The organism is Streptomyces sp. NPDC006326, from assembly GCF_040612915.1.
In the GTDB taxonomy this organism is placed as follows: Bacteria; Actinomycetota; Actinomycetes; order Streptomycetales; family Streptomycetaceae; genus Streptomyces.
The window spans coordinates 1-26,210 of sequence record NZ_JBEXRC010000049.1 but is presented as its reverse complement, the minus strand read 5'-3'; the positions used below and the strand labels follow the sequence as shown (position 1 = coordinate 26,210).

23 protein-coding genes and 2 tRNA genes are annotated in these 26,210 nt (G+C 71.4%); 3 read left to right on the top strand and 22 right to left on the bottom strand.

Features of this window, described 5'->3' with window-relative positions; genetic code table 11:
- Positions 1-39: 39 nt before the first annotated feature.
- The 10 genes from ABZ128_RS29445 to ABZ128_RS29400 form a co-directional block, all read right to left on the bottom strand.
- The gene (locus ABZ128_RS29445; protein ID WP_356852173.1) at positions 40-783 is read right to left on the bottom strand and encodes a hypothetical protein; all 744 of its coding nucleotides are present in this window, start codon (positions 781-783) and stop codon (positions 40-42) included.
- A gap of 129 nt (positions 784-912) precedes the next feature.
- Positions 913-3,786 (bottom strand): leucine--tRNA ligase, encoded by a 2,874-nt coding sequence (gene leuS / locus ABZ128_RS29440; protein WP_356852172.1) that lies wholly within the window; start codon positions 3,784-3,786, stop codon positions 913-915.
- Between the two features lie 248 nt (positions 3,787-4,034).
- A tRNA-Ala gene (locus tag ABZ128_RS29435) sits at positions 4,035-4,107 on the bottom strand.
- Positions 4,108-4,248: 141 nt separating this feature from the next.
- Entirely contained in the window at positions 4,249-4,482 is a 234-nt protein-coding gene (locus ABZ128_RS29430; protein ID WP_007264019.1) for a hypothetical protein, read from the bottom strand.
- A 150-nt stretch (positions 4,483-4,632) separates the two neighbouring features.
- Positions 4,633-4,705, bottom strand: a tRNA-Ala gene (locus ABZ128_RS29425).
- Between the two features lie 123 nt (positions 4,706-4,828).
- Entirely contained in the window at positions 4,829-5,449 is a 621-nt protein-coding gene (locus tag ABZ128_RS29420) for a histidine phosphatase family protein (protein WP_356852215.1), read from the bottom strand.
- A gap of 68 nt (positions 5,450-5,517) precedes the next feature.
- Positions 5,518-5,964, bottom strand: a complete 447-nt coding sequence (rsfS, locus tag ABZ128_RS29415; RefSeq protein WP_356852170.1) for a ribosome silencing factor — start codon at positions 5,962-5,964, stop codon at positions 5,518-5,520.
- Positions 5,965-6,072: 108 nt separating this feature from the next.
- A complete protein-coding gene (locus ABZ128_RS29410; RefSeq protein WP_356852168.1) occupies positions 6,073-7,782 on the bottom strand; it encodes a LytR C-terminal domain-containing protein in 1,710 nt (569 codons plus the stop codon).
- Between the two features lie 23 nt (positions 7,783-7,805).
- Entirely contained in the window at positions 7,806-8,423 is a 618-nt protein-coding gene (nadD, locus tag ABZ128_RS29405; protein ID WP_356852167.1) for a nicotinate-nucleotide adenylyltransferase, read from the bottom strand.
- Between the two features lie 89 nt (positions 8,424-8,512).
- Positions 8,513-8,680 carry a hypothetical protein gene (locus ABZ128_RS29400; protein ID WP_356852165.1) on the bottom strand — a complete coding sequence of 56 codons (168 nt, stop codon included), beginning with the start codon at positions 8,678-8,680 and terminating at the stop codon, positions 8,513-8,515.
- 141 nt (positions 8,681-8,821) lie between these two features.
- On the opposite strand from ABZ128_RS29400, the gene ABZ128_RS29395 reads away from it, so the two are divergent.
- Entirely contained in the window at positions 8,822-9,916 is a 1,095-nt protein-coding gene (locus ABZ128_RS29395) for a M48 family metallopeptidase (protein WP_356852163.1), read from the top strand.
- On the opposite strand, the gene ABZ128_RS29390 is transcribed toward ABZ128_RS29395, so the two are convergent.
- The 7 genes from ABZ128_RS29390 to ABZ128_RS29360 all read right to left on the bottom strand — a co-directional run bounded on the left by ABZ128_RS29390 (position 9,900) and on the right by ABZ128_RS29360 (position 16,686).
- Entirely contained in the window at positions 9,900-11,051 is a 1,152-nt protein-coding gene (locus tag ABZ128_RS29390; RefSeq protein WP_356852161.1) for a hypothetical protein, read from the bottom strand. The genes ABZ128_RS29395 and ABZ128_RS29390 overlap by 17 nt on opposite strands.
- Before the next feature lie 70 nt (positions 11,052-11,121).
- Positions 11,122-11,670, bottom strand: coding sequence for a hypothetical protein (locus tag ABZ128_RS29385; protein ID WP_356852159.1), 549 nt, complete (start codon positions 11,668-11,670; stop codon positions 11,122-11,124).
- A 76-nt stretch (positions 11,671-11,746) separates the two neighbouring features.
- Positions 11,747-13,024: a glutamate-5-semialdehyde dehydrogenase gene (locus ABZ128_RS29380; protein WP_356852157.1), complete on the bottom strand. Its 1,278-nt coding sequence runs from the start codon at positions 13,022-13,024 to the stop codon at positions 11,747-11,749.
- 497 nt (positions 13,025-13,521) lie between these two features.
- The gene (locus ABZ128_RS29375; protein WP_356852213.1) at positions 13,522-13,917 is read right to left on the bottom strand and encodes a hypothetical protein; all 396 of its coding nucleotides are present in this window, start codon (positions 13,915-13,917) and stop codon (positions 13,522-13,524) included.
- A gap of 82 nt (positions 13,918-13,999) precedes the next feature.
- Positions 14,000-15,127, bottom strand: a complete 1,128-nt coding sequence (gene proB, locus ABZ128_RS29370) for a glutamate 5-kinase (protein WP_356852155.1) — start codon at positions 15,125-15,127, stop codon at positions 14,000-14,002.
- Positions 15,128-15,222: 95 nt separating this feature from the next.
- A complete protein-coding gene (locus tag ABZ128_RS29365; RefSeq protein WP_356852153.1) occupies positions 15,223-15,654 on the bottom strand; it encodes a GtrA family protein in 432 nt (143 codons plus the stop codon).
- Positions 15,655-15,657: 3 nt separating this feature from the next.
- Entirely contained in the window at positions 15,658-16,686 is a 1,029-nt protein-coding gene (locus tag ABZ128_RS29360) for a glycosyltransferase family 2 protein (RefSeq protein ID WP_356852151.1), read from the bottom strand.
- Between the two features lie 158 nt (positions 16,687-16,844).
- Between ABZ128_RS29360 and ABZ128_RS29355 the strand changes: the two genes are divergently transcribed.
- Positions 16,845-19,724: a bifunctional glycosyltransferase family 2 protein/CDP-glycerol:glycerophosphate glycerophosphotransferase gene (locus tag ABZ128_RS29355; protein WP_356852149.1), complete on the top strand. Its 2,880-nt coding sequence runs from the start codon at positions 16,845-16,847 to the stop codon at positions 19,722-19,724.
- A complete protein-coding gene (locus ABZ128_RS29350) occupies positions 19,721-20,914 on the top strand; it encodes a glycosyltransferase (protein ID WP_356852148.1) in 1,194 nt (397 codons plus the stop codon). Before ABZ128_RS29355 ends, ABZ128_RS29350 begins: the two co-directional genes overlap by 4 nt.
- 85 nt (positions 20,915-20,999) lie before the next feature.
- Here the strand turns inward: ABZ128_RS29350 and galE are convergent, their stop codons facing one another.
- The 5 genes from galE to rplU all read right to left on the bottom strand — a co-directional run bounded on the left by galE (position 21,000) and on the right by rplU (position 25,951).
- Positions 21,000-22,001 carry a UDP-glucose 4-epimerase GalE gene (gene galE / locus ABZ128_RS29345; RefSeq protein ID WP_356852146.1) on the bottom strand — a complete coding sequence of 334 codons (1,002 nt, stop codon included), beginning with the start codon at positions 21,999-22,001 and terminating at the stop codon, positions 21,000-21,002.
- A 55-nt stretch (positions 22,002-22,056) separates the two neighbouring features.
- On the bottom strand, positions 22,057-23,676 hold the full coding sequence (locus ABZ128_RS29340; protein ID WP_356852144.1) for a glycosyltransferase family 2 protein: 1,620 nt from the start codon (positions 23,674-23,676) through the stop codon (positions 22,057-22,059).
- 76 nt (positions 23,677-23,752) lie between these two features.
- Positions 23,753-25,198, bottom strand: coding sequence for a GTPase ObgE (gene obgE / locus ABZ128_RS29335; RefSeq protein ID WP_356852142.1), 1,446 nt, complete (start codon positions 25,196-25,198; stop codon positions 23,753-23,755).
- Between the two features lie 164 nt (positions 25,199-25,362).
- A complete protein-coding gene (rpmA, locus tag ABZ128_RS29330; RefSeq protein ID WP_030027134.1) occupies positions 25,363-25,617 on the bottom strand; it encodes a 50S ribosomal protein L27 in 255 nt (84 codons plus the stop codon).
- A gap of 13 nt (positions 25,618-25,630) precedes the next feature.
- On the bottom strand, positions 25,631-25,951 hold the full coding sequence (gene rplU / locus ABZ128_RS29325) for a 50S ribosomal protein L21 (RefSeq protein ID WP_045947825.1): 321 nt from the start codon (positions 25,949-25,951) through the stop codon (positions 25,631-25,633).
- Between the last annotated feature and the right edge of the window lie 259 nt (positions 25,952-26,210).

Below are 26,210 nucleotides of genomic sequence, written 5' to 3'. Positions count from 1 at the left end.
CGGCACCGCCGACGCACCGGGCAAGAGGTCGGCAGCGGCTCAGGTCGTCGATTCCGGGCGCGGGGCCTTCTGCCACGGGTGGCGTGCGGGCGGCGCCGCGGGGTCCAGGGCCTGGGGCCGGTTCCCCGGGGCGGCCTGTCCCTGCCCCTCGGACGGCTGCCGGCCGCCCTGCCCCGGCGCCTGCGTCGCGTCCCAGGCCGCTGCTGCCGCCGCCAGGTCGTCCACCGGCTCACGGGACCAGTCCCGCAGTGCGCCGGACTCCATCTTGATCTGCTCCGACAGCGCCGACAGGTCGTCCTCCGCGAAACGGCGGGCGCGGTCCCTGGCGGCCCACCGCAGCGAGTCCGCCGCCTGCGTGATCTTCCCCACCCGTTCCCGCAGGTCAGGCAGGGCTTCGGCGGTGCGCTTGCGGTCCGGCTCCTGCTCCAGCCGCTTCAGCTCGTCGTCCAGCTCCTGCCCGTGCGCACTGAGCCGCTCGAACAGCCCGATCGACTCCTTAAGCGAGGCATCCGTCCGCACCCCCTGGTGCAAGGCCTGCTGCGTGGCCCGCATCGACGTCCGCAGGTCCAGCCGCAGCTGGGCCAGGGCGCCCGCGACGCCGACCTGGCCGAGGCTCCTCGCCTTCAAGGTGGTGTCCTCCACCGTCCGCCGGGCCTGGTGGATCGTGCGGTCCACGCCCCGCTTCGCCGCGCCGACCACCTTCACGGTGGCCCACACTCCCAGGCCCAGGAAGGCGAACAGCACCAACAGGGCCATGATGATGACCAACGCGCCCGCCTCCATGAGGTTCCCTTCCCCTGCTGCTTGCCGTCCCCTCCACCGTAAACGCCACGGGCAGGCCGGGGGTTCCAAACGAACCCCCAACCTGCCCGTACGGGAAGACCCCTAGCCCGGCCCGACCGGTCGGGCGCTTCAGACGACGATGTTCACCAGCTTCGGCGCCCGCACGATCACCTTGCGGATCTCTGCGCCGCCCAGCGCCGCCACGACCGCCTCGTCGGTCAGCGCCAGCTGCTCCAGGTCACCCTCGGAGATCGCCGGCGGAACCTCCAGCCGGGCCTTGACCTTGCCCTTGATCTGGACCACGCAGGTCACGCTCTCGTCCACGACGTACGCCGGGTCGGCGACCGGGAAGTCCTGGTGAACGACCGACTCGGTGTGCCCCAGGCGGTGCCACAGCTCCTCCGCGATGTGCGGGGCCAGCGGGGCGATCAGCAGGACCAGGCGCTCGGCGACCGAGCGCTCCAGCGGGCGCCCCGCCTTGGTCAGGAAGTTGTTCAGCTCGGTGATCTTGGCGATGGCGGTGTTGAACCGCAGGCCCGCCATGTCCGAGCCGGCTCCGTCGATCGCCTTGTGCAGCGCGCGCAGCGTCTCCTCGCCCGGCTCGGCGTCGACGACGGTGACCTGGCCGGTCTCCTCGTCGACGACGTTGCGCCACAGGCGCTGCAGCAGCCGGTACTGGCCCACCACGGCCCGGGTGTCCCACGGACGCGAGACGTCCAGCGGACCCATCGCCATCTCGTACAGGCGCAGGGTGTCCGCGCCGTACTCCTCGCAGATCTCGTCCGGCGTGACGGCGTTCTTCAGGGACTTGCCCATCTTGCCGTGCTCGCGCTTGACCGGCTTGTCCTGGTGGAAGTAGCCGCCGTCGCGCTCCTCGACCTCGGCCGCCGGGACGTACACACCGCGCTCGTCGGTGTAGGCGTACGCCTGGATCATGCCCTGGTTGAACAGCTTGTGGAACGGCTCGGCCGAGGAGACGTGGCCGAGGTCGAACAGCACCTTCGACCAGAAGCGCGCGTACAGCAGGTGCAGCACCGCGTGCTCGGCGCCGCCGACGTACAGGTCGACGCCGCCGTGCGGGGCGCCGTCCCGCGGCCCCATCCAGTACTGCTCGATCTGCGGGTCCACCAGCGCCGAGGAGTTGTTCGGGTCCAGGTAGCGCAGCTCGTACCAGCAGGAACCGGCCCAGTTCGGCATGGTGTTGGTCTCGCGGCGGTACGGGCGCACGCCGCGGCCGTCGCCCAGGTCCAGCTCGACGTTGACCCAGTCGGACTTCCGCGACAGCGGGGTCTCCGGCTGCGAGGTCGCGTCGTCCGGCTCGAAGGTGCGCGGCGAGTAGTCCTCGACCTCCGGCAGCTCCAGGGGCAGCATCGACTCGGGCAGCGGGTGGGCGACGCCGTCCTCGTCGTAGACGATCGGGAAGGGCTCGCCCCAGTACCGCTGGCGGCTGAACAGCCAGTCGCGCAGGCGGAAGTTGACGGTGCCCTCGCCGATGCCCCGCTCGGCCAGCCACGCCGTGATGGCGGACTTGGCCTCGACGACGCCCAGTCCGTCCAGGGAGATGCCCTCGCCGGTCGAGTTCACGATGGTGCCGTCGTAGGAGGTGAACGCGTCGTCCCACTCCGCCGGGTCGGCGTCGCGGTCGTCGGAGGGCTCCACGACGCAGCGCATCGGCAGCTCGAAGGCCTGCGCGAAGGCGAAGTCGCGGGAGTCGTGCGCCGGGACGGCCATGATCGCGCCGGTGCCGTAACCCATCAGCACGTAGTCGGCGATGAAGACCGGGACCAGGTCGCCGCTGACCGGGTTGGTGGCGTAGGCGCCGGTGAAGACACCGGTCTTGTCCTTGGCCTCGGCCTGGCGCTCCACGTCCGACTTCTGGGCGGCCTGCTTGCGGTACGCGTCCACGGCCTCGCCCGGGGTCGCGGCGCCGCCGGTCCACACCTGGTGCGTGCCCTCGGGCCACTCGGCCGGGACGATCTTCTCGACGAGCTCGTGCTCGGGCGCCAGCACCATGTACGTGGCGCCGAACAGGGTGTCGGGGCGGGTGGTGAAGACGGTGATCGCACCGGCGTCGCCGACCTGGAAGTCGACGCGGGCGCCCTCGCTGCGGCCGATCCAGTTGCGCTGCTGCAGCTTGATGGCCTCGGGCCAGTCCAGTGCGTCCAGGTCGTCCAGCAGGCGGTCGGCGTAGGCGGTGATCCGCATGTTCCACTGGCTCAGCTTGGCCTTGAAGACCGGGAAGTTGCCGCGCTCGGAGCGGCCGTCCGCGGTGACCTCCTCGTTGGCCAGGACCGTGCCCAGCCCGGGGCACCAGTTCACCGGCGCGTCCGAGGCGTACGCCAGCCGGTGCTCGTTCAGTACGTCGGCCCGCTCGCCCGCGGTCAGCTCGGCCCACGCGCGCCCGCCCGGCAGCTCGCGGGAGCCGTTCTCGAAGGCGGTGACCAGCTCGGCGATGGGACGGGCCTTGCGCGCGTCGGCGTCGTACCAGGAGTTGTAGATCTGCAGGAAGATCCACTGGGTCCACTTGTAGTAGTCCGGGTCGATCGTCGCGAACGACCGGCGCTTGTCGTGGCCCAGGCCCAGCCGGCGCAGCTGGACCTTCATGTTCTCGATGTTCGCCTCGGTGGAGACGCGCGGGTGCGTGCCGGTCTGGACGGCGTACTGCTCGGCCGGCAGGCCGAAGGCGTCGAAGCCCAGGGTGTGCAGGACGTTGTGGCCGGTCATCCGCTGGTGGCGGGCGAAGACGTCCGTGGCGATGTAGCCGAGCGGGTGGCCGACGTGCAGGCCCGCACCCGAGGGGTACGGGAACATGTCCATGATGAACTTCTTGGGGCGGGCGACGACCGCCGGGTCCCCGGCCAGGTCACCGGTCGGGTTCGGGGCCTCGTAGGTGCCCTGCGCGTCCCATACGTCCTGCCAGCGTGCCTCGATGTCGGCGGCCAGGGCAGCCGTGTAACGGTGCGCCTCGGCCGCCTCGGGGGCCGGGGTGTTCGTCTCGCTCATGATTCCTGAAGCTCCATCGATCGTCTCTGCCGTCTCTGCCTGCCCAAACGAAAAAACCCCTCGCACAGGAGGGGGCGCCGCGCCGATGCCGACCGTCTCGAAGGGTCGGCACTGATCAGCGCGGCTCGGTAAGCAGAAGGCGTACGGCACGCATGGCGTCAGGGTACCGCAGCGGTCCCCGCGGCTGCTCGACCGTTCCGCACAACGAGAAGCGGACCACCCGATCCGGGTGGCCCGCTTCTTCACTGTGGAGCTAAGGAGAATTGAACTCCTGACCTCCTGCATGCCATGCAGGCGCTCTACCAACTGAGCTATAGCCCCTTGCTTCTCTGCCGCCGGACTCCTGCTCGGTTTCCCTTGCCGGTTCCCCCTGGCGACATCGAGAACATTACACGGTCATGGCCCAGGTCCAAAAATCGGTTTCCGGTCGAGAGGTTTTGCCCGATTCGCCCCGGTTGCGGCCTAGGCCCTGGCGAACTGGTAGAACCGCTTGAGCGTGCAGTGCTCGTCGAGCAGCCGGCCGTAGATCGGCTCGCCCTCCAGCTCGCGGTACGTCTCGATGGGGTCGCCTTTTATGATCAACGCCCGTGCGCATTCCTCGCACCAGTACTGGTAGTCGGGGTTGACCGGTTCCATGTCCCGCACGATCGGCGTGCCGTTGTTGCACCAGTCGCACCGCCGCCGGTGTGCACCCATCCGTCAGCGACTCCCTCCCACGTCGGGCCGTCGACTCCCCCTTCGGCCGTCCGATTCTGCCACGCGGGCGCGGGGCAGGTCAGCAAGCGCGGAGGACAGAAGGGACAAAGGGAAGGATCCCGCCCCCTGTTGGGGACGGGATCCTGATTGTGGAGCTAAGGAGAATTGAACTCCTGACCTCCTGCATGCCATGCAGGCGCTCTACCAACTGAGCTATAGCCCCGCTCTCCGCCGCGCTCCCCCCGTTTCCGGTGTTCCGCGCTGCGAACAAGAAGAACTCTAGCCTGTGACCAGCCGGAAAGTGAAATCCGGGTGGAAGCCGCCCCCGGACGCGCGTCGGCGTCCGTCAGTCGTCGTCGCCGAGCACCGGTTCCGGCAGCGTGCCGGCGTTGTGCTCCAGCAGGCGCCAGCCGCGCGCGCCCTCGCCGAGGACGGACCAGCAGCAGTTGGAGAGCCCGCCCAGGCCCTCCCAGTAGTGCGCCTCCAGGCCGAGCAGCCGCCCGATGGTCGTGCGGATGGTGCCGCCGTGGCTGACCACGACGAGCGTGCCGCCCTGCGGCAGCCGGTCGGCGTGCTCCAGCACCACCGGAGCCGCCCGGTCGGCGACCTCGGTCTCCAGCTCGCCGCCGCCCCGGCGGACGGGCTCGCCGCGCTTCCACGCCGCGTACTGCTCGCCGTACTTCCCGAGGATCTCCTCGTGCGTCAGGCCCTGCCACTCACCGGCGTACGTCTCGCGCAGCGCCGCGTCGTGCGCCACGGGCAGGCCCGTGACCGAGGCCAGCTCGGCCGCCGTGGCCGAGGCCCGCCGGAGGTCGGAGGCCACGATGGCGTCCGGCTTCAGCGAGGCGAGCAGCCGGGCGGCCCGGCGCGCCTGCGCGCGGCCCGTCTCGGTCAGCTCGATGTCCGTGGAGCCCTGGAAGCGGCGCTCCAGGTTCCACGCCGTCTGGCCGTGCCGCCACAGGACGATCTTGCGGCCGGTCTTAGAACCGCCGGCCGTACTGCCCGCGGCGCTCGTGCTGGTCGTGCCGGTCGTGCTCAGAACAGATCACCGTCCAGTTCGTCGCCGCCCGCCGCCTCCCGCAGCTTGGCGTGCTCCTCCGCCTTGCCCTTGGTCAGCTTGGCGTCCTCGGGCAGCTCGATCTCGGGGCAGTCCTTCCACAGGCGCTCCAGCGCGTAGAAGACGCGCTCCTCGCTGTGCTGCACGTGGACGACGATGTCGACGTAGTCGAGCAGGATCCAGCGGGCGTCGCGGTCGCCCTCCCGGCGCACCGGCTTGGCACCGAGCTCCTTCTGCAGGCGCTCCTCGATCTCGTCGACGATCGACTTGACCTGGCGGTCGTTGGGCGCCGAGGCGAGCAGGAAGGCGTCGGTGATCGACAGCACGTCGCTGACGTCGTACGCGATGATGTCGTGCGCGAGCCGGTCGGCCGCGGCCTGGGCGGCGGTCGTGATGAGCTCGATGGAGCGGTCCGTGGCGGTCACTGGCCATGCTTTCGGGTTGGCGGGCAGATCCCTACAAGGGTCTCATGTACCGCCGACACCGCCCGCGCGCAGCGTTCTGCGCGGGCGGCGGCACGGCCGGGAGCCGGCTCAGGACGGTTTGTAGTCCTTGCCCAGGGTGACCACGACGTCCGCGTTCACGGCGTTCTCGGCCTTCTTCACGACCGACTCCGGCAGGCCCAGCGTCTTGGCCACGTCGACCGCCCGGGCCCGCTGCGCGTCGTCCTGGTACGTGATCTGCGTGGTGGACTGCGTCTTGTCGGCCCTGCCGCCGTCCACGAAGGTGTAGCCGCCGTTCAGCAGGGCCGCCTTCGCCGCGATCTGCGTCTTCTCGTCGCCGGTGGCGTCCTTGAGTCCGACGCGGGGGGCGGTGCCCGCCTGGGCGGCCGTGAAGCTGCCGCCGAGCACCTCCTTGACGACGTTCTTGCTGCTGTCGTCGGTGAGCGTGCCGTCCGGCTTCACCGCGAGGACGTCGGTGCGGTACGCGCCCTCCTTGGCGTGCTCGCCGAGTTTGGCGAGCAGGGCGCCGAGGGTCTGGGCGTTCAGGGCCGGGTCGAGGATCTGGCCCATGCTCTCGACGGTGACCGTGGCCGACTTCGGGTCGCCGGGGACCTTGCGCAGCACGCCGTAGAGCACCTTGCCCAGCCGGTCCAGCTGCTTGGCCTCCGGCTCGGCCTGCGCGCGGTACGTGGCGTACGCGACGGCCATGGCCCCGCTGAGGTGCTGCTTCTGGCCCTGGGCGACGGCCGGGGCCTTGGCGGCCTCGTCGGCCGGGAGCGCGGTGTCGGTGTCGACCTCGATGCCGCCGACCAGCTCGACCAGGTTCTCCAGGAAGGGGGTGTCCAGGCGCCAGGTGCCGCCGATGTGGGTGCCGAGGACCGAGTCGAGGGACTCGCGCACGCCGAGACCGCCGTCCTCGACGGCCTTGCCGAGGGCCGTGCCCGTGCCGTCGTCCCTGGGGACGTTCAGGGTGTTCGGCACCAGGACGGTGGCGCCCTTCTGCGTGGTCACGTTGTCGACGAGCAGCGCCGTGGAGGTGCCGCCCTTCTTGGTGTTGTGCAGGTGGACGACGATCATGTCGCGCTTCTGCGGCCCGGAGGCGGCCGCGGGGTCCTTCTTCTGACCGGGGCCGTCGAGGAACGGCAGCTTGCCGTCGTACCAGAGGTAGCCGACACCGCCGACCAGCAGCAGGGCGAGGACGACGATCAGCGCGACGACCCGCTTGCGCCCGCGGCGGCGGGCCTCCTCGCGGCGCTCGGTGCGGCTCTCGGTGAACTTGAGCCAGTCGATGACGTCCTCGGAGTCCTCGTCCGGCTGGTCGATGAAGGCGAACTGCTCGGTGCGGTAGTCCGGGGCGTCCGGCGCGGAGTCGGCGCGGCGCGGCTCGGGGACCTGGGCCCGGCGCGGCCGGGGCTCCGGTTCCGCCAGGGGGCCGGGGGGCTCCGGGGCGCTCTGCTGCGGGATCCACTGCTGGGCCTGGCGGGTGTCGTAGCCGTAGGAGGGGGCCTGCCCGGCCTGGGCCTGCTGCGGCTCCTGGGCCCGGGGGTACTCCTGCTGCCCGTAGTCCGCTGCGGGCTGCTGGGGGTAGTACTGCTGCCCGTCGTAGCCCTGGTAGTCGTAGCCGTACTGCTGCTGGTCCTGCTGCTGTCCGTAGTGCTGCCCGTACTGGGGGTCAGGCGGGGCGGGCTGCGCGGGCACCTGGCCGTACACCGGCCGTCCGTACGCGTCGTAGCCGAGGAGCTGCTGTTCCTGGGCTGTGCGCGGATCGTACCGGTCGTACGAATCCTGTCGGTCGTTCACCGAGGGCCCCTCTCTCCGGAAGCTCAGGCTCCCCGGTACAGCTCACGCTTGTCGATGTAGCGCACCACACCGTCGGGCACCAGGTACCAGACCGGGTCCCCCTTGGCGACCCGTGCACGGCAGTCCGTGGACGAGATGGCCAGCGCGGGCACCTCGACCAGGGAGACCCCGCCCTCGGGCAGTCCGTCGTCGGTGAGGACGTGGCCCGGCCGGGTCACTCCGATGAAATGGGCGAGCGAGAACAGCTCTTCGGCGTTGCGCCAGGTCAGGATCTGGGCGAGGGCGTCGGCGCCGGTGATGAAGAACAGGTCGGCGTCCTGGTTGAGCGCGCTCAGGTCCCGCAGGGTGTCGATCGTGTACGTCGGCCCGCCGCGGTCGATGTCGATGCGGCTGACCGAGAACTGGGGGTTCGAGGCCGTCGCGATGACCGTCATGAGGTAGCGGTCCTCGGCCGGGGACACGGCCCGCTGCGACTTCTGCCACGGCTGGCCCGTCGGCACGAACACCACCTCGTCGAGGTGGAAAAGGGCGGCCACCTCACTGGCGGCCACCAGGTGTCCGTGGTGGATCGGGTCGAACGTCCCGCCCATCACGCCGAGCCGGCGCTTGACCGGGCCGGTAGGCATCTCCTGCTCTCCCATGAGCGCAGAGCCTACTGGCCCGGTGGAGCGAGCCGGACCGGCATCCTGGCTTGTGCGCGGCACGCGGGCGCGAGGGCGTCGGCCGGGCTCTAGCGGTCGCGGTTCAGGCGCGTGGTCACCCAGAGCATCAGCAGCAGGATGAACAGCGCGCCGCCGCCGGTCAGGTACGGGTTCAGGCTTTCGTGGTTGCCGCCGTGCTGCTCGGCACCCTCCGAGGCGAGAACGACCAGATTGTGGGCGGTGGAGGAGAGGCTCATCAGGCAGGTACCTATCGAGTCGGGGAGCGAGCGGAGACTTCGCTCACATCGTATGCGGGGGCCTGGGGCACGCTCACGCCGACTCAGGCGTTGGAGAGGATAGACGCACGTGCAGACTGGCCGATCGAGGGGGAGGGCGTCATGAGCGGGACGGTTTTCGAGAAGGCACCGGCACGGGACCGCAGGAGGTTCCCGGGGATTTCCTCACGGGCGTACGAGCACCCGGCGGACCGCTCGGCGCTGGTCGCGCTGCGCAGGCTGAGCGGGTTCGACACCGTCTTCAAGGCCCTGAGCGGGCTGCTTCCGGAGCGCAGCCTGCGGCTGCTGTTCCTCTCGGACTCGGTGCGGGTGGGCGAGACCCAGTTCCCGCACCTGTACGCGATGCTCCGCGACGCCTGCTACATCCTGGACCTGGAGAAGGTCCCGCAGATGTACGTGCAGCAGGACCCGAAGCCGAATGCCATGTGCATCGGACTGGACGAGCCGATCATCGTGGTGACCACGGCCCTGGTGGAGCTGCTGGACGAGGAGGAGATGCGGGCGGTGGTGGGCCACGAGGTGGGCCACGCGCTGTCGGGGCACTCCGTGTACCGCACCGTGCTGCTGTTCCTGACGGGCCTCGCGCTGAAGGTGGCGTGGATCCCGCTGGGCAATGTGGCGATCATGGCGATCGTGACGGCGCTGCGGGAGTGGTTCCGCAAGTCGGAGCTGTCCGCGGACCGGGCGGGGCTGCTCGTGGGCCAGGACGTGAACGCCTCGATGCGGGGCCTGATGAAGCTGGCGGGCGGCCACCACCTCCACGAGATGAATGTGGACGCCTTCCTGGCCCAGGCCGAGGAGTACGAGGAGAGCGGCGATCTGCGCGACTCCGTGCTGAAGATCCTCAATGTGCTGCCGCGGACGCATCCCTTCACGACCGTGCGGGCGGCGGAGCTGAAGAAGTGGTCGCAGAGCCGGGACCACCAGCGGATCATGGACGGGCACTACCCGCGGCGGGAGGAGGACCCGGACACCTCGGTGACGGACTCCTTCCGGGAGTCCGCCGCGCACTACGCCGACTCGGTGCGCACCAGCAAGGATCCGCTGATGAAGCTCGTGGGCGACATCGCCGGCGGCGCTGGCGACCTGGGCGGCCGGCTGCGCGACAGGTTCACGGGAGCCACCGGTGCGGGCGGCTCCCGTGCGTCCGGTCCGGACGCGGACGGCCAGGGCAAGGGGACTACGGGGCAGGGCTGACGGGCTGCGTCGGAGGCGCGCTCGCCGTCGGCGCCAGTACGCCGCAGAGCCCGGCGGTGCGGCGGGGGTGCCCGCTGGCGTACGGGTCGCTCGCGGGCGGGCCGACCGTGGTCGGGGCGGCTCCGGCCAGCAGCGGGCGGAAGCCTGCGGCGGGGTCGGTGGCGCAGTCGTGCGGCCCGGCCATCACGTAGGCGGTCACCAGCTCCGCCCGCCGGGCCGCGAGGTCTTCCCGGTCGAAGCGCAGCCGCAGCTCGCGCCGGACCGTGAAGAGCGAGGCTCCGTCGGCGGCGGCCGGGGCCCCGGTGGCGGGGCGCACCGCGTACACGAAGGTGTGGTCGGTGAACACCTCCAGCACGTCCGGGGACACCTCGTCGAAGGCGAGGGTGCCGCTCACCCGGACCCGGGAGTCGGCGAGGACGGCGGTGCCGGGGTCGAAGCGGACCAGCCAGCCGGTGGCCGCGTGGCGCCCGTCGCCGGACGGCGAGGTCAGGCTGCGGTCCAACTGGGCCACCTGGTCCGGGTCGAGCAGGACCCGTACGGGCCGGGAAGTGGCGCCGGCCAGCACGTCCGGGTCCATGGACGACTGCACCAGGTAGTCCTTGGCGACGGACAGCGCGGTGACGACCTGGGCGTCGCTGAAGTGGGGGGTGTGGCGTACGGCGGGCAGGGTGATCCCGGCCGCTCCGACCCGGTAGTCGGCCGCCGGGCCGGCCGCGTACAGGTCGATGGGGCGTCCGCCGGGCACGGGGGTGGTGGGTGCGAGGGGCACGACCGTGCTGGAGAGCGGCTCGGTACGGGCCTCGCCCTGCGGCACGGCCGGGTTGCGCAGGCCCATGTAGACGGCGGCGGCGAAGGCCACCGCGATCAGCAGCACGAGCAGCATGCCCTGCCGCGCCCCGCGGCCCGGGGTGCCCGTCCGGGACCGGGAGGGGCCGGCGCCCGACCAGATGGAGCGGCTGCGCACGGCCCGGGCGTGCTCGCCCATGCGTTCCTCGGCGGAGTACTCCTGGAGCCGCGCAGCGCGGACGAAGTCCTCGTCGAACACCACCGACCGGTACTCGTCCGACCGGAACTCCTCGTCGCCCCCGCCGATGCCCTCGGGGGTGCCGTCGGGTGGATCTCCTGGCACGGCCATTGCTTCTCCCCGCTGTCCCCGCTTCAGAGAAGCCCCCGGCTCCGCCGAGAAGAGGAGCGGGGTCGTATCTTCAGGGTTGGCGGCCGACGGGGTACATAAACGCTCCGGCGCCGGTGACTTCCGTCCGCGGGGTGCTGGCGGGCGCGGGGGCGGGCTCAGCCTCGCCCGAGGCGCTGCGGTAGACGGCGCTGAAGGCGAGGGCGACCATGCCCAGGCCCATCACGACGGCGAGGACCCAGGCGACGGGCCGGAGCCAGGGTGAGCGGCCGCGGTAGGGCCGCAGGCTGCCGCCGTAGGCCCCGTACGGTCCTTCTCCCCAGGCGCGGCCGTGCTCCCAGCCGTCGGGCTCGTCGAGGCCGTACCCGTCGGCGTGGCCGTAGCCGTACCGGTCGTGGTCCTCGTCGGTCGTCCAGCCGCCTGCCACGGCGCGGGCGGCTTCCGCCTCGGCGCGCGCCAGGTCGGCGGCGCGCTGGCGCTCCGCGGCACTCGGTTCATGGATCTCGGCGCTCCGGACGAAGTCCTCGTCGAACACCACGGAGGCGAAGTCCTGATCCGCGCCTCCGCGGTCGTCGTCGGGCTCCCCGTCGTCCGGGAATTTGCCCCCCACGTCGTCCGGCACAGCATCAGCGTAGACCCGGGGGGCTGCTTTGGGCAGGGCATGCGCGAAATCCGGCCACCCGGTGTGCGGGGCCCGGTTACCGGACGTGACCGTCGCCGGTGACGATGTACTTGGTGGAGGTCAGTTCCGGAAGGCCCATCGGGCCGCGGGCGTGCAGCTTCTGGGTGGAGATCCCGATTTCGGCGCCGAAGCCGAACTGTCCGCCGTCCGTGAACCGGGTGGAGGCGTTGACGGCCACGGTGGTCGAGTCGACCAGCTGGGTGAAGCGGCGCGCGGCGGCCTGCGAGGTGGTGACGATCGCCTCGGTGTGCCCGGAGGTCCAGCGCCGGATGTGGCCGACGGCGTCGTCGAGGGAGTCCACGACGGCGGCGGCGATGTCGTAGGAGAGGTACTCGGCGGCCCAGTCCTCGTCGGTGGCGGGCAGCGCGGTGGCCTTGGAGTCCTCGGCGGCCGCGAGCACGCGGGCGTCGCCGTGGACGGTGACTCCGGCCTCGGCGAGGGCGTCGAGGGCCCGCGGCAGGAAGGCGTCCGCGATGTCGCGGTGGACGAGGAGGGTCTCGGCGGAGTTGCAGACGGAGGGCCGCTGCGCCTTGGAGTTGACGAGGATGTCCACGGCCATGTCGAGGTCGGCCTGGGCGTCCACGTAGACGTGGCAGTTGCCGGTACCGGTCTCGATGACCGGAACGGTGGACTCCTCGACGACGGTCTTGATGAGGGAGGCGCCGCCGCGCGGGATGAGGACGTCGACGAGGCCGCGGGCCCGCATCAGCTCGCGGACGGAGTCGCGGGACTCGCCGGGCACGAGCTGGATCGCGTCGGCGGGGATGCCGGTGCTCTCGACGGCGTCGCGCAGGATCGCGACGAGCGCGGTGTTGGAGGCGTAGGCGGAGGAGCTGCCGCGCAGGAGGACCGCGTTGCCGGACTTCAGGCACAGGGCTGCCGCGTCGACGGTGACGTTGGGCCGGGCCTCGTAGATGATGCCGACCACGCCGAGGGGGACGCGGATCTGGCGCAGGTCGATGCCGTTGGGGAGGGTCGAGCCGCGGACGACCTCGCCGACGGGGTCGGGGAGCGCGACGACGTCGCGGACGTCGGAGGCGATGGCCGCGACGCGGTCGGGGGTGAGGGTGAGGCGGTCGATGACGGTCTCGCTGGTGCCGGCCGCGCGGGCCTTGGCGATGTCCTCGGCGTTGGCCTCGACGATCTCGGCCGTACGGGCCTCCAGCGCGTCCGCGATGGCCAGCAGGGCGGTGTCCTTGGCGGACCGCGGGAGCGGGGCGATGGCCGCGGCGGCGGTGCGGGCGCGGTGAGCGGTCGCGAGGACGGGGGAGGCGGTGGCGTCGAGCGAGGTCATGCGGCCAGGGTAGTCCCCGCGGCCGTGTGCCCCGCCGGGCTTTCCACCCCCCGAGACAGGCTCCCGCCGCGGGCGTGGCCCACCGCCCGGGCATGGCCCGCCGCGGGCGTACCGCGCCGGGCATGGCCTGCCACCGCCGCCCGGCGGGCCGCGGCCTCGTCGGCCGGGCGGGGCGGTGGCCCGGCCGCTGCGCGGCAGAGGTCCCCTACCCGCCCTTCCACCGTTCCCCGGGCTCTGCCCGGACCCCGCGCCTCAAACGCCGGCGGGGCCGGAGGCCCGGCCGGGCTGCGCCCGAACCCCCTGGGGCTCCGCCCCGGACCCCGGTCCTCAAACGCCGGACGGGCTGTGAGCGCGCGTGGCGAAGGCGCGGCTCCCGCCCCGCCCTCGCCGGACGGGGTCCGGCGCAGCGGACCGAAGCCGCTGAGGCCGCCCGCGGCCGAGGCGCGCGAGGGACGCGTCGAGGAGGCCAGCAACGCGTCGAGGAGGCCAGGGACGCATCAATAAGGGTGCACGCCTACCGGGTGGGCCGGGGGCGGGCCGTAGCCTTCGGCCACGCGGAGGTGGTAGGTGGCGCGGTCGATGACCTCCAGGCCGACGATCTCCCACGGCGGAAGCTGCGCCGAGGAGCGGTGTTCGCCCCAGAGCCGCAGCGCGACGGCCGCCGCGTCGTGGAGGTCGCGGGCCTCCTCCCAGTAGCGGATCTCCGCATGGTCGTCGGCGTACCGGCTCGTCAGCAGGAAGGGATGGTCGTGTGCCAGTTGCTCCAGCCCGCGGCGCACCTCCGACAGCGGCGCCGGCTTGCCGGAGACGCTCAGGGTGACGTGCCAGAGGCGGGAGGCTTCGTCCTGCTCGTCCCCGCCGCCACTGATGCTGGTCAGCGCTCGTCTCACCAGCCGCCTCCTGTCTGCGCCCACGCGTGTCCGCCCCTCACAGTTGACCAGTCCCCGGCCCTCCGCGCGGCGGTTTTGCCGAACCTCAGCCCTGCAGCAGGACCAGATCGTCCCGGTGGACGACCTCCCGTTCGTACTCGGGTCCGAGTTCCTGCGCCAGCTCGCGCGTGGAGCGCCCCAGCAGCTGCGGGAGTTCCCGGGCGTCGAAGTTGACGAGTCCGCGGGCGACGGCCCGGCCGTCGGGGGCGCGCAGTTCCACGGGGTCGCCGGCGGTGAACTCGCCCTCGACGGCCGCGATCCCGGCGGGCAGCAGCGAGCTGCCGCGCTCGGTGACCGCGCGGACGGCGCCCTCGTCGAGGACCAGGTGCCCCTGCGGGGTCGAGGCGTGCTGGAGCCACAGCAGGCGGTCCGCCGAGCGGCGGCCGGTGGCGTGGAAGAGGGTGCCCGTCGCACGGCCGGACAGCGCGTCGGCCGCCTGGCTGGCGGAGGTCAGGACGACGGGGATCCCGGCCGCCGCGGCGATCCGCGCCGCCTCGACCTTGGTGACCATGCCGCCGGTGCCGACCCCCGCTTTGCCGGCGCTGCCGATCGAGACGTGCGCGATGTCCTCGGGACCGCGCACCTCCTCGATACGGGTGGTGCCGGGCAGCGAGGGGTCGCCGTCGTAAAGGCCGTCGACGTCGGAGAGCAGGACGAGGAGGTCGGCGCGGACCAGGTGGGCGACGAGGGCGGCGAGCCGGTCGTTGTCGCCGAAGCGGATCTCGTCCGTGGCGACGGTGTCGTTCTCGTTGACGACCGGCAGTGCGCCCATGGCGAGGAGCTGGTCCAGCGTCCGGTACGCGTTGCGGTAGTGGGCGCGCCGGCTGGTGTCGTCGGTGGTCAGCAGGACCTGGCCGACGCGGACGCCGTAGCGGGCGAAGGAGGCGGTGTACCGGGCGACGAGCAGGCCCTGGCCGACGCTGGCGGCGGCCTGCTGCCGGGCCAGGTCCTTGGGACGGCGGCGCAGCCCGAGCGGGGAGAGTCCGGCGGCGATGGCTCCGCTGGAGACGAGGACGATCTCCTTCTCGCCGCCGCTGCGGGCCTTGGCCAGGACGTCGACCAGCGCGTCCACCCGGTCCGCGTCGAGCCCGCCGGCCGCGGTGGTCAGGGAGGAGGAGCCGACCTTGACCACGATCCTGCGGGCGTCCACGACACCCTGCCTAGCCGCTGACACGTCTGTCCCCTTGCCCCTTGCCGGTACGCCTTGCCGGTCCGTCTACGTCTGCCACCTCAATCTACGGGGTGGGCGCGGGCGCCTGCGCGGGGGTTTCAGACCGTGGACCGGGCCGACGGCGAGGGCTCCGGCTCCTCCGTCCGGGCGGCCCGGCCGGCCCCCGGCACCAGGATCCTTCGGGACAGCAGGTAGGTGAACGGGATGGCGACGACGGCCGCGACCAGCGGCGCGATCCGGGTGTCCATCCCGGCCCAGGTCACGAGCGCGTACAGGCCGGCGGACTGGATGACGTAGTTGGTGACGTTCGTCAGCGGGAAGAGCAGGAACTTCTTCCACGTCGGCTTCGTCCGGTAGGTGAAGTAGGTGTTCATGAAGAACGAGCCCACCATCGCCAGCAGGAAGGCCAGGGTGTAGGCGAGGAAGTACGGCATCCAGGGGTGCAGGAGCAGGTAGATGCCGAAGAAGGTGCCGGTGTTGACGCCTCCGACGAGGCCGAAGCGGAAGATCTGGCCGAGCTGTTCCCTCATCGTTCAGCGCCCGTCGCGCTCGGCGGTGACGGCCGGCCGGGCGGTCGCCAGACCGCCCCGTTCGCGTTCGGCCGCGGCCGGGTCGGGGGCGGTCCGGGTGCGGGGGTCCGCGCCGTGTGCCTCCTTGACCAGGAAGTGCGGGCGGCGCTTGGTCTCGTAGTAGATGCGTCCGATGTACTCGCCGATCAGACCCAGCATGATCATCTGAACGCCGCCGATGCCGACGATGATCGCGACGAGGGTGACGTAGCCGGGGGCGTCGACCCCGTGGGTCATGGCCATGACGGCGATCCACACCGCGTACAGGGCGGCCAGCCCCACCAGCGACACGCCCGCCCAGATGCCGATGCGCAGCGGTCGGTTGTTGAAGGAGATCAGCCCGTCCATGGCGTAGTTCAGCAGGGAGCCGAACTTCCACTTCGTCTCGCCGGCCTCGCGCTGGGCGTTGCGGTAGTCGAAGTGGACGGTGTCGAAACCGATCCAGGAGAAGAGTCCCTTGGAGAAGCGGTTGTACTCCGGCAGCGAGAGCAGGGCGTCGACGGCGGGCCGGGACAGCATGCGGAAGTCGCCGACCCCGTCGGTGAGTTCGACGTCGACCCAGCGGTTGACCCCGCGGTAGTAGAGGCTGCTGAGCGCCGAGCGGACCTTCTTGTCACCCTCGCGGGTGCGCCGGGCGATGATCTGGTCGTGGCCCTGCCGGTAGTAGTCGAGCATGGTCGCGATGAGCTCCGGCGGGTGCTGGAGGTCGGCGTCCATGATCACGACGGCGTCGCCGGTGGCCTCGCGCAGGCCGGCGAGCATGCCGGCCTCCTTGCCGAAATTGCGGCTGAAGGACACGTAGCGGGTACGGTCGCCGTGCTCGGCGGCGATCTTCCGGAGTTTGGCGAGGGTGGCGTCGCGGCTGCCGTCGTCGACGTAGCAGACCTCGTACTCGACGGGGAGGGAGTCCAGGACCCTGCGGATCTCGACGTCGAAGCTGTCGATGACGGCTTCTTCGTTGTAGCAAGGGACGACTACGGACAGCTTCGTCATGAACACTTCCTGCTGGGTCCGAACGGGTGATTGTCGGCGACCGGACCCGGCACTCACCTCTTCCTTAGAAGTATGCACGCCGAGGGTCGGCCTGCCCGAGGCGACTGCGGCACACGGTAGCTTTGACGGGATAAGCGGAATGGAACAAAGGGATCGAGGTGCACGTGCCTGACGTCTCCGTGGTCGTCATCGTCTACAACGACGCAGAGCGTCTGCCGACAGCCGTCCAGTCGGTTTTGGACCAGACCCTGCACGGGGTCGAAGTCGTGATCGTCGACGACTGCAGCAAGGACCGGTCATACTCGGTCGCCCAGGAGCTCGAAGCCGCCCACCCCGGCAGGGTGCGGGCCTTCCGGCTGCCGGAGAACAGCGGCGGCTGCGGGGCGCCCCGCAACCACGGCATCCAGCAGGCGACCGGCACGTACGTCATGTTCCTGGACAGCGACGACGTGCTGGAACGAAACGCCTGCCGCAACATGCTGGCGGCTGCCGAGCGGACCGGCTCCGACCTGGTCTCGGGCATGTGCGTGCGCGTGCACCTCGACAACCGGTGGGGCAAGACCACCGAGTGGTACCCGTGGATCTACTCCCGCACCCGCACGCTGGAGTCGATCACCGAGGACCCCGACCTGCTGGTCTACGACACCCTCTCCACGAACAAGTGCTACCGGCGCGCGTTCCTGCTGGAGCAGGGCCTGGAGTTCCCGGTCGGCATCCACTACGAGGACCTGCTCTTCTCCGCCCAGGCGTACGTGGCCGCCCGCCGCATCACCCTGATCCCGAACCACGTCTACTACTGGAACGTGGTCGAGAAGGCCGCGGCGAAGTCGATCAGCAACCGCCGCCACGAGATCGCGAACTTCGCGCACCGGATGGAGATCCACCGCCGCGTCGACGAGCTGCTGGCCGCCAAGGGCCACACCGGGATCCGGACCGCGAAGGACGCCAAGTTCCTCAAGCACGACCTGGTGCTGCACCTGCGCGACCTGCCCCTGCTGGGTGACGCCTACCGCCAGGAGTTCGCCCGCCTCGCCAACGGCTACCTGGCCGGCATCGACCCGGCCGCGTACGAGAACGTCACGTACCTCCAGGCGATCTGCGCCTACCTGCTGGGCAAGGAGGACTGGGACAACCTGCTCCCGGCCGCCGACGCGATGACCAACAAGGGCCGGCTCTCCTCGCCGCTCGCCGAGCGCGACGGGCGGATCTACTGGTGCGCGGAGCACGTCGACGACCCGGCCGACACCGAGGCCCGCCGGATACTGGACGTGACCGAGCAGGGCTTCCACACCGCCCCGCTCACCTCCCTGTGCCTCGGCAACCGCCTGACCTCCTACGAGGACGACGGGCGCGGCACCGTCACCCTGTCCGGCGCGGTCGTGAACCCGCTGGGCCGGATCGCCCCGGAAACGGAACTCAAGGCATCGCTGGAGTTCCGGGCCCGCAGGCAGATCGGCGTCCGCTCCTTCAGCTTCCCGGTGGCAACCGTGCGCCACGCCGGTGACACGATCGAGTGGACCGCCACCGCGGACATCGGCAGCACCGTCCGCCCCCTCGGCATCATCGACGCCGTCTGGGACGTCCGGCTGAAGCTGACGGCCGGCGAGGACCGCCTGACCACCCGCGTCTCGGTCGGCGGGGTGGACCTGGAGTCGGCGGCCCGGCTGCGCGTGCGGCCGCGGCTGACCCGGCTGGTCTCCGACCGCTTCGAGCCCGAGGTCACCAAGAAGGGCAACCTCTCCTACGTCCTGACCGCCGAGAACGCCGCCGCCGTACGCACCCAGACGCTGATCGGCAGCGCCATGCACGGGCGGACCGCGGGCCTGGTCAAGCGGAGCCTGCGCAGGGCCCTGCGGGCCCGCCGCAACCTCGGCTCGGGCGAGCAGAAGGTGAAGGTCTACCACGAGGTCTTCTCGAAGCTGCCGGTCAAGAAGGGCACGGTCGTCTTCGAGAGCCACATGGGCAAGCAGTACAGCGACAGCCCCAAGGCGATCTACGAGGAGATGGTCCGCCAGGGCGTCCCCTTCGAGGCGGTCTGGTCCTACGCCGGCGCCAAGCCCACCGGCTTCCCCAAGGACGCCACCCTGGTCAAGCGCTGGAGCTGGGCGTACCTGCGGGCGCTGGCGCAGGCCGAGTTCTGGGTCGACAACCAGGGCTTCCCGCTGGCGCTGGCCAAGCGCCCCGGCACCACGTACATCCAGACCTGGCACGGCTCCGCGCTCAAGCGGATGGGCTTCCACGAGCCCCGCACCAAGGCGCAGGGCAAGGCCGGCCAGGATCGCTTCCAGGCGGCCGTCGACCGCTTCGACCACTTCCTGATCCGCTCCGAGCACGACGCCCGCACCCTTGCGAAGGGCTTCCGGCTGCGCGACGAGGTGCTGCTGCGCACGGGCTACCCGCGCAACGACGCCCTGGTCGAGGCGCACCGCGCCGAGTCGCAGAGCGGGGAGCGGGTGCGCGGTCCGCTCGCCGCCGAGCTGGGCATCGACCCGGACAAGAAGGTGCTGCTGTACGCGCCGACCTTCCGGGCGGGCGCGGACGGCGCGGTGGAGGGCTTCGAGTTCCCCTTCGACGTGGAGGAGTTCGCGGACCGGCTCGGCGACCGCTTCACGCTGCTGGTGCGCACCCACTACCTCAACAGCGTCTCGCTGCCGCCGTCGGTCGCGGGCCGGGTCATCGACGTCTCCGGCCACCACGACATCACCCCGCTGCTGGCGCTCGCCGACGGGCTGATCACCGACTACTCCTCCGTGATGTTCGACTACGCGGTCCTGGACCGGCCGATGCTGTTCTTCGCGTACGACTACGAGGTGTACGCGAACGACATCCGCGGCACGTACTTCGACCTGAAGGAGAAGGCCCCGGGGCCCGTGGTGGCCACGGCGGACGAACTCCTCCAGGCCGTCGCCGCCTTCGAGGAGGCGGACGCCAAGTACGCGGAGGCCCGCCAGCGTTTCCTCGCCGAGTTCGGCGAGTACGACCGCGGGGACGCCGCCCGCCAGATCGTCGAGAAGTTCTTCACCGGGAGCGGCAAGTGAGCCAGCAGACCGCCACGTCCGCAGTGGCCGCCGAGCACCCCGGCGGCCGTGACATCTTCATCGTCTCCAACAGCGTCGACGAGCTCGGCGGCGTGACCACCTGGTCCCACCAGATGGCCCGGCTGTTCACCGACCGCGGACACCGGGTGCACCTCGTCGGCATCGCGCCCGTCGCCGAGGAGATCCGGCAGAAGCTGCCGGCGTACCTGCCGTACGAGATGACCACCCTGTACGACAGCCACCCGCCGAAGGCGCGCCGCCTGCGCGGCATCAAGGGCCGACTGAACGCCCCCGAGCGGCGCCGCCAGGCAGCCCGGCGGGCGCTGATGCGCACCAAGGCGGAGCAGCTGAGCGAGCTGCTGCGCCAGGCCCGCCCGGGCGGGGTGGTCATCGTCACACAGGTGTGGGCGATGGAGTGGGTGGCGCTGGCCGACACCAAGGGGCTCAGCGTCATCGGCATGAGCCACGAGTCCTTCGAGGCCAGTCAGAAGTCCACCCGCGGTGAGCGGGTGCGCCGCTTCTACCCCGAGGTCGACCGGCTGCTGGTGCTGACGCCCGAGGACGCGGACCTGTGGATCCGGGCGGGCATGGAGAACGTGGCCAGCATGCCGAACCCGCTGCCGTTCATGCCGGACTCCCCCGCGCCCCGCACCGGGAAGGTCGTCGCGAGCGTCGGCCGCCTCGCCTTCGAGAAGGGCGTGGACCTGCTGCTGGACGCCTGGGCGGACGCGGCCCCGCACCATCCCGACTGGGTCCTGCGGATCTACGGGGCGGGCGTCGAGGAGCAGGCGCTGCGGGCGCACTGCACCGCGCTCGGGCTGGACGACTCCGTGGAGTGGATGGGCAGCACGGACGACGTGCTGGGCGCCCTGCGCGATGCGTCGGTGTTCGCGCAGGCCTCCCGGGCCGAGGGCTTCCCGATCACGCTGCTGGAGGCGATGGCCGCGGGTGTGCCGGCGGCCGCGTTCGACTGCGCGCCCGGCGTACGGGAGATCGTGCGCGACGGCGAGGACGGGCTGCTGGCCCGGCTCGGCAACACGATGGAGCTGGCCGGGCACCTGCGCACCCTGATGGCCGACCGCGCGCTGCGCGACCGGCTCGGCGACAACGCCTTCCGGGCGGTGCAGCGCTATTCCAGCGCCGAGATCACCGACCGGTGGGAAGAGCTGTTCGCGTTCCTGGAGCGCTGAGCCTGCGGACCGCCGCAGAGCACAGACCGAAGCCGCCCACCCCGGACAGACCGGGGCGGGCGGCTTCGTACAGGCGACAGGGGTCTCAGCGCTCGGCGTGGTGCAGGGCGCCCTTGCGGTTGGCCTCCCAGCCCGCCCAGGCCGAGGTGATCATCTCGCGCACGTCGTGCTTGGCCTTCCAGCCCAGCTCGGCGGCGATCTTGTCGGCCGAGGCCACGACCTTCGCCGGGTCGCCGGGGCGGCGCGGGACGACCACCGGCTCGTGGGTGTGCCCGGTGCCCTCGTTCAGCAGCTGGGCCATCTCCCGTACGGAGACGCCTTCGCCGCGGCCGATGTTGACGGTGAGGTCGCGGTAGTCGCCGGTCGCCCCCCACTCGACGAGCTTGCGGGCCGCGACCACGTGGGCTTCGGCGAGGTCCTCGACGTGGATGTAGTCGCGGATGCAGGTGCCGTCCGGGGTCGGGTAGTCGTCGCCGAAGATCCGGGCGCCCTCGCCCTTGTCGAAGCGCTCGAAGACCATCGGGACCAGGTTGTAGACCCCGGTGTCCGCGAGCTCGGGGGTGGCGGCGCCCGCCACGTTGAAGTAGCGCAGGCAGGCGGTGGAGATGCCGTGCGCCTTGCCGGCCGCGCGCACCAGCCATTCACCGGCCAGCTTCGTCTCGCCGTACGGGCTCAGCGGCGCGCAGGGGGTCTCCTCGGTGACCAGGTCCACGTCGGGCATGCCGTACACCGAGGCGGAGGAGGAGAACAGGAAGTTGCGCACGCCCGCTGCCGCGACCGCGCCCAGCAGGACCTGAAGGCCCTCGACGTTCTCGTGGTAGTAGTACAGCGGCTTCTCGACGGACTCGCCGACCTGCTTCTTGCCCGCCAGGTGCACCACACCGGTGATCTTGTGCTCGGCCATCGCCTCGTCCAGGACCAGCCGGTCCAGGACCGAGCCGATCACCAGCGGGACGCCCTCCGGGACGCGGTCCTCGTTGCCCGTGGACAGGTCGTCGAGGACGACGACCTTCTCCCCTGCCAGCAGCATCGCGCGGACGACGTGCGAGCCGATGTAGCCGGCGCCACCGGTGATCAGAAAGGTCATGCGTACTCCCGAGTCATGTCTTGATCCTCGGCGATCGTGGCGATCACCGGCTTTCCTACTGCGCCCCGCGGCCGGCCTTGGCCCGGTGAAGGCGGCTGCGTACGAGGCTCAGCGCGCCCGCGGCACCCGGCGCGAGCCGCAGGGCCAGGGACCCTCCGCCCGTACGGAACGGCTGCGCCAGCAGAACACCGTACCTGCTGCTGGGCAGGGCCCGGCGGTGAAGCAGTCCCGGCAGGGGGCGCGGGGAGGTCACCAGGGAGCTCCCGTCGCGGCACTCCACGCCGATCTGCACGCCCCAGGCCTGCATCCCGCGGCGGCCCTGGCGCCGCCCGGCCGCGGCCACGGCGGTGAGGTGGAACGGCAGTTCGGCCGTCCACCCCTCGCCGTCCGCGGCCGGCCGCAGCTCCACGGGCCGACCGAGTACGGGCTCACCGCCCGACCGGGGCACGAAGCTCAGGCGGGCGGTCTGCGGACCGGCCGCGGCGAGGCGCCCGTACAGATCGCGTACGCGGATCCGCAGCGCGGCCGCACCGGCCGGCTCGGCGTCGATGGTGACGGGCAGTTCGTCCACCGCCAGCTCGGCCAGCCGGTCCAGGCCGACGGGGAGCTCCTCGCTCCACACGGGCCCGCCGTCGGGGCCGGTCGCGTACGGGGGCAGCAGGCGGGGCGGCTCGGCGGCGAAGCGGGTCAGCCGCTCGACGTCGGCGGGCGGGGCCTCGGTGGCCAGCAGCACCCTGACGATCCAGCGGGCGTGCGCGCCGGCGGCCTCGATGACGGCCTCGTCGAAACCGGCCAGGTACTCCCGGGTCAGGGCCCACCAGGCGGCCTGGTAGCCGGGGTCGCCGCCGAGCTCGCGCAGGTACATGCGCAGGTCGTACTCCAGGAACTTCACCTGGCAGGCGCGGCCCAGCTCCGGGGAGGACTCGGCGATGATCCGGGCGGCGGTGCGGTGGGCCTCGATGCGGGAGCGCCAGTTGCCCACGTCCTTGCGGTCCAGGGAGATCGACACCTGGGCGGCGCTGCGGCGCACGTGCCACACGTAGACGAGTTCGCCGATGACGGCGATGCGCGGCTCGGCGGCCAGGACGCGCGCGGTGAAGACGAAGTCCTCGTAGACGAACCGGCCGTCGGGAAAGCGGATCGCATGCTTTTCCAGGAAGGACCGGTCGTACAGCTTGTTGACGCAGAGGGTGTCGCGGACCAGCTCGGGCCGGTCCGCGGGCCGCTCGATCACGTCCCCCGGGGTGTAGAGGCCCGGCACCCACGGCACGTCGTGGTACTGCGGCAGCTCACGGCGTACGCACGCACCGACCGTGACGGGCGCGCGGTGCTCCTGCGCGGCGCGCACCAGCGCGTCGACCGCCCCCGGCGGCAGGACGTCGTCGCTGTCGAGGAACAGGACGTACGGGGAGGTGGCGACCGCGATCCCGTCGTTGCGCGGGGTGCCGCAGCCGCCGCTGTTCTCCGCGCGGTGCACCACCTTGAGGCGGGGATGGACGGCCGCCAGCTCGTCCAGCACCCGCCCGGTGCCGTCGGCCGAGGCGTCGTTGACGGCGATCACCTCGGCGACGGCCGGGCCCTGGGCGAGAGCCGAGGCAATGGCCTCGCCCACGAGCACGGCGTCGTTGTACGCGATCACCACGACGGAAACGCTGGGAGGAATGGTGCTGCTCACCCGTGGATCCTAGGCGACCGGGGTAAACATCACTTCAACACCGCCTCCTGCACCGCAAGAACGCCAGAATCGCAGGTCAGAAGGGCCGGAATTCGTCGTACTCCTGCTGCGCGACGTCCCCGCGGCGCGCTTCCTTCTCCTTGCGGCGCTGGGTGGCCGGGCGCGGGGCCTCCATGCGGTGGTCCTCGCCGCGGCGGCCCAGCATCTCGGCGCCGGCCATCATGGTCGGCTCCCAGTCGAAGACGACCGCGTTCTCCTCGGAGCCGATGGCGACGCCGTCGCCCGCGCGGGCACCGGCCTTCTTCAGCGCGTCCTCGACGCCGAGGCGGTTGAGGCGGTCGGCCAGGTAGCCCACGGCCTCGTCGTTGTTGAAGTCGGTCTGGCGCACCCAGCGCTCCGGCTTCTCGCCGCGCACGCGGTAGACCTCCTCGGCCTCGTCGTAGGTGACGGTGAAGCCGGCGTCGTCCACGGCCTTCGGCCGGATGACGATGCGGGTCGCCTCCTGCTTGGGCTTGCGGGCGCGCGCCTTGGCGACGACCTCGGCGAGGAAGTAGGAGAGCTCCTTCAGGCCGGTACGGGCCACGGCCGAGACCTCGAAGACCTTGTAGCCGCGGGCCTCCAGGTCGGGGCGGATCATGTCGGCCAGGTCCTGCCCGTCCGGGATGTCCACCTTGTTGAGGACCACCAGGCGCGGGCGGTTCTCCAGGCCCCCGCCGTACTGCTTGAGCTCCTCCTCGATGACGTCGAGGTCGGAGACGGGGTCGCGGTCGGACTCCAGGGTCGCGGTGTCCAGGACGTGTACCAGGACCGAGCAGCGCTCGACGTGGCGCAGGAACTCCAGGCCGAGGCCCTTGCCCTGGCTGGCGCCCGGGATCAGGCCGGGGACGTCGGCGATCGTGTAGACGGTCGAACCGGCGGTGACCACACCGAGGTTGGGGACCAGGGTGGTGAACGGGTAGTCCGCGATCTTCGGCTTGGCGGCGGAGAGCACCGAGATCAGCGAGGACTTGCCGGCGCTCGGGAAGCCCACGAGGGCCACGTCGGCGACGGTCTTGAGCTCCAGGACGATGTCGCCGGCGGTACCGGGGACGCCGAGCAGCGCGAAACCGGGGGCCTTGCGGCGGGCGGAGGCCAGCGCCGCGTTGCCGAGACCGCCGCGGCCGCCCTCGGCGGCGACGTAGGTGGTGCCCTGGCCGACGAGGTCGGCGAGGACGTTGCCCTGCTTGTCGAGGACGACGGTGCCGTCCGGCACGGGCAGGACCAGGTCCTGGCCGTCCTTGCCGGAGCGGTTGCCGCCCTCGCCGGGCTTGCCGTTGGTGGCCTTGCGGTGCGGGCTGTGGTGGTAGTCCAGCAGGGTGGTCACGGACTGCTCGACCACCAGGATCACGTCACCGCCACGGCCGCCGTTGCCGCCGTCGGGGCCGCCGAGCGGCTTGAACTTCTCCCGGTGTACGGAGGCGCAGCCGTGGCCTCCGTTACCCGCGGCGACATGCAGCTCGACGCGGTCCACGAAGGTGGTCATGGTTGTTCCTCCAGATACATGCGGGAATGTCCCGGGGCAGACCTTGCTGCCCTCATTGAACGTGTGTACGTGCAAACGCGCCGAGGGCGGACCTCTCTTCCCGGCTTGCGCCGGGAAGAGACGGGATCCGCCCTCGAAAAGTTACGAACGCCCAGATCGGAAGATCAGGCGGCCGGAACGATGTTCACGACCTTGCGGCCACGGTGCGTGCCGAACTGCACGGCACCGGCCTGCAGCGCGAACAGCGTGTCGTCGCCACCACGGCCGACACCCGAACCCGGGTGGAAGTGGGTGCCGCGCTGGCGGACGAGGATCTCGCCGGCGGAGACGACCTGACCGCCGAAGCGCTTCACGCCGAGCCGCTGGGCATTGGAGTCGCGCCCGTTCCGGGTGGACGATGCGCCCTTCTTGTGTGCCATGTCTCAGTCCCTCTTACTTCGCAGCCGTGGGGATACCGGTGACCTTGATCGCCGTGTACTGCTGACGGTGACCCTGGCGACGGCGGTAGCCGGTCTTGTTCTTGTAGCGCAGGATGTCGATCTTGGCGCCCTTGTGGTGGTCCACGACCTCGGCCTGGACCTTGATGCCGGCCAGGACCCACGGGTCGGAGGTCACGGCGTCGCCGTCGACAACGAGCAGGGTCGAGAGCTCGACCGTGTCGCCAACCTTGGCAGTGGAAATCTTGTCAACCTCAACGATGTCGCCGACAGCAACCTTGTGCTGGCGACCACCGCTGCGCACGATGGCGTACACGCGGATCTCTCTCTCACTCGGGACGGATGCTCCTGAAGCCAGCCGCTCAGGCAGGGCCGGGGGCCCGCACTGATCCGGATTGGACGAGCGGCCTCTCCCGCAGGTGGTGCTCAGCGGGAGGAAGGTGCTCAGGAGCGCGACGCGCACTAGACGTAACCATCTAGGACATGCCGACGGTCTAGGTTACGGGGCCGGTTCCGGAGGGTCAAACCGGGCCCCCGGGGCCCCGTGCGGCCGTGGGCCCGCCCCTCGGCGGGCC